The sequence below is a fragment of the Teichococcus aerofrigidensis genome (genome assembly GCF_054073225.1).
Genome location: NZ_JBSXMU010000202.1, coordinates 1 through 3,294, shown reverse-complemented (window position 1 = coordinate 3,294; position 3,294 = coordinate 1). Strand labels below are relative to the sequence as shown.

Annotated in this window: 2 protein-coding genes; both read right to left on the bottom strand. The window is 71.2% G+C overall.

Features of this window, described 5'->3' with window-relative positions; genetic code table 11:
- The coding region (gene bcsA, locus ACVMLK_RS20385; protein WP_457487460.1) for a UDP-forming cellulose synthase catalytic subunit at nt 1–2,201 on the bottom strand (2,201 nt) is incomplete at its 3' end.
- Complete coding sequence (gene bcsQ / locus ACVMLK_RS20380; protein ID WP_457487459.1) at nt 2,198–3,199, bottom strand: cellulose biosynthesis protein BcsQ; 1,002 nt, start codon at nt 3,197–3,199, stop codon at nt 2,198–2,200. The genes bcsA and bcsQ, both read right to left, overlap by 4 nt.
- Nucleotides 3,200–3,294 lie beyond the last annotated feature (95 nt).

Sequence of the window (3,294 nt, the reverse complement as noted above, 5' to 3'; positions counted from 1 at the left end):
TTGCCGGTGGGCGGCGGCACCAGCCGCTCCGCCGGGCGCGCGGCGGCCACGGGCGCGGCCTTGGCGATGGCGGAGGCGGCGCGGGCCCGGGCGCGGCGCTCACGCCGCCCGCGAAGCGAGATCTGGCTGTCGCCGCGGAACAGGCCGGTGATGCTCACCGCCACCTCGAACATCGCGCGCATCGGCCGGTCCCGGCGCACATGGTCCCAGTCCAGCCAGGCATCCGCGCGGCCAAGCACCGTGCGGACGATATTGCCCTCGTCCATCAGATCCCTCGGGGTGAAGCGCAGCTGCAGCCGGCCGGCATCCCAGCGCAGCGTCGCGGCCGGAATGGCGACGCGGTCGGCGCCCAGTTCGAACTCGATGTCCAGCGGCCCGGCGGGCACGCCATCCTCCGGCAGAGGCACCGCCAGCGCGGCGCCGCCGAGCGAGAGGTTCTCGCTGCGGCCGGCGACGCGGCGGCCATCCGGCAGCACCACCACCACCGGCACCACCGCATGCACGCGGGCGCGCTCGCGCACCTGCCGACGCTCGCGCCCGACGGCGATGCCGGCGGCCACCGTGACCAGCGACAGCACCACCCAGATCGAGTTCAGCGCGTTGGCCTGGAACTCCAGGCTGCCCCATGGATTGGTGAGCATGCCATAGGCGCCGGACAGCAGCCCGAGCATCAGCACCAGGGCGAGGATGAAGTTGGCCGAGACGGCGCGGAAGTCGAAATAGCCTTCCTGCAGCGTGCCGCCCTTGTCGGTGACGTTGAACTTGCCCTTCTTCGGGTCGAACAGCGTGGTCAGCACGACGGGCAGCAGGTAGAGCGCCAGCACCGTCTCATAGATCTCCGACCAGAAGCTGTGCCGCACCTTGCCCTGCAGGCGGCTGTTGGTGCCGACCGAATGCACGATATGCGGCCCCGCATAGGCCAGGATGGCGAGCGGCGACGCGGCGATGATGCTCTGCCCGAAGAGCAGGAAGGCCAGCGGCGCGGTGAGGAAGACGAAGCGCGGCAGCGGGAAGAGGAAGTGCCACTGGGCGTTCAGGTAGCAGAGCCGCTGGTAGAGCTTCAGCCCGGGGCCCAGCAGCGGGTTGTCGACGCGGAAGATCTGCACCATGCCGCGCGCCCAGCGCATGCGCTGGCCGATGTGCGAGAGCAGGCGGTCGGTCGCCAGGCCGGCCGCCATGGGAAGGCGCAGATAGGCGGTGCGCCAGCCCAGCCGCTGCATCTTCAGCGAGCAGTGGCAGTCCTCCGTCACCGTCTCGGTCGGCACGCCGCCCACCTGCAGCAGCGCGGTGCGGCGCAGCACGGCGCAGGAGCCGCAGAAGAAGGTGGCGTTCCAGAGATCGTTGCCCTGCTGCACCAGCCCGTAGAAGAGCAGCCCCTCGTTGGGGATGCGCTTGCCGGAGGCGAGGTTCCGCTCGAACGGGTCCGAGGAGTAGAAGTGGTGCGGCGTCTGCAGCATGCCGATGCCGCGGTCGCGCATCATCCAGCCGATCGAGAGCTGCAGGAAGGACCGCGTCGCGACGTGGTCGCAGTCGAAGATGACGATGTACTCGCCCGAGGTCTTGGTCAGGGCGTGGTTGATGTTGCCGGCCTTGGCGCCCTTGTTGTCGGGGCGGATCATGTAGCCGCAGCCGATCTCCTCGGCGAACTTGCGGAAATCCTCCCGCCGCCCGTCATCGAGGATGTAGACGTTCATCTTCTCCGGCGGCCAGTCCATCGACAGCGCGCCGAAGACCGCGGGCTTCACCACCTCGAGCGGCTCGTTGTAGCTCGGGATGAAGACGTCGATGGTGGGCCATTGCTCCGGGTTGGCCGGCAGCGGCACCGGCTTGCGCTCCAGCGGCCAGAGCTGCTGGAAGTAGGACAGCAGCAGGGCGATCACGGCATACATCTCGGCCAGCAGCAGGCCGGTGCCGAGGAAGGTGCCGATATAGCCGGAATAGTCGAGCGTCTCGGTCAGGCGCCAGTAGACGTAGCGCATCGAGACCAGGCACGAGAGCGCGACCAGGACGAAGAGCGCCCCCCGGCCGCGCGCCCGGCCGATGATGAGGAAGGCCAGGAAGCCGGCCAGGGCCAGCCAGGCCTGCTGCTCGGGCTCGAGCGGCGCGACGATGAAGATCAGCCCCAGGAGGCCGCCAAGGGAGGCCAGCAGGATGCCGAGCGCGGGCGAGCGCGCCAGCGTGCTCCGGAAGAAGTACTTCATGCCCGCCACCCGGCCCAGGCCGGCGCCTGCGGGGCCGCCTGGTGCGGCGCGGGCGGCTGCGGACCATAGGGCTGGGCCGGAAGGGCATGTCCCGGCGGTGCCTCATGGGGCGGCGGCGCGGGATAGGGCGGACCGCCATAGGGTGGCGGCGCCGGCTGGGGCTGGGCGAAGGAGGGTGGCGCGAAGGGGGGCTGCGGGAAGGCGGCGGCGGGATGGACCGCCGGCTCGGCCACCGGCCCCTGCGACAGCACCGCCAGCGCCTGCGCGATATGCTGCAGGTCCCGCGCGGCAGCGGAGGCCGGGGCCACCTCGCGCAGCGGGCGCATCTGCGCCAGCGCCTCGGCCAGGCTCTCATCCTGACTCACCGCGCCCAGCAGGCGCGGCCCCAGATGCTGCGCCACGGCCTCGGCGGCGGTGCGTGACAGGCGGGACTGCATGGCGACGCCGTTCAGGACGAAGTGCAGGCGGTTGGCGAAGAGCGCGGTGACGGTGCCATGCCCCAGGAAGCGCCCGCTCTCCACCTCGCCCAGCATGGCGGCGCTGATCGCCTCGCTGCGCAGCACGGTCACGATGACGGCGGCCAGCGGCGCGGTCAGGGCCAGCACCTGGCTCGGCCCCGGCGGCAGGTCGGCGATCACCGTCAGGTTGGGATCGGCCAGCATCTCGCGCAGCGGCTGGTGCAGCAGGCCGGGATCCTGCTCGAGCATAAGGGCCTGCTCGAGCGAGGCGCGCAGCGGCATCGCCCCATGCGGCAGCAGCATCAGGCCGTTCGGCATGCGCCAGATCATCTGCCGCCAGTCGGGGCGCCGCGCCAGCGCCGCCATGAAGCCGCCCGGCTCCGCCAGGGGCAGGCCGAAATGCAGCCGCGCGGCATTCTGCGGATCGAGGTCGAGCAGCAGCACGGGACGGCCCGACTGCGCCAGCAAGTCGGCCAGGTTCGCCGCCAGCGTGGTCTTGCCGACGCCGCCCTTGGGAGATGCGAAGATGATCAGAGGCATGTTCTGTCCTCAGGCCTGGCCGGGCTGGCGCAGCCCGCGGAGCAGTTCGAGTGTACCGTTGGGCATGGCGCGGGTCATGCCATCCCGGCGCCTGT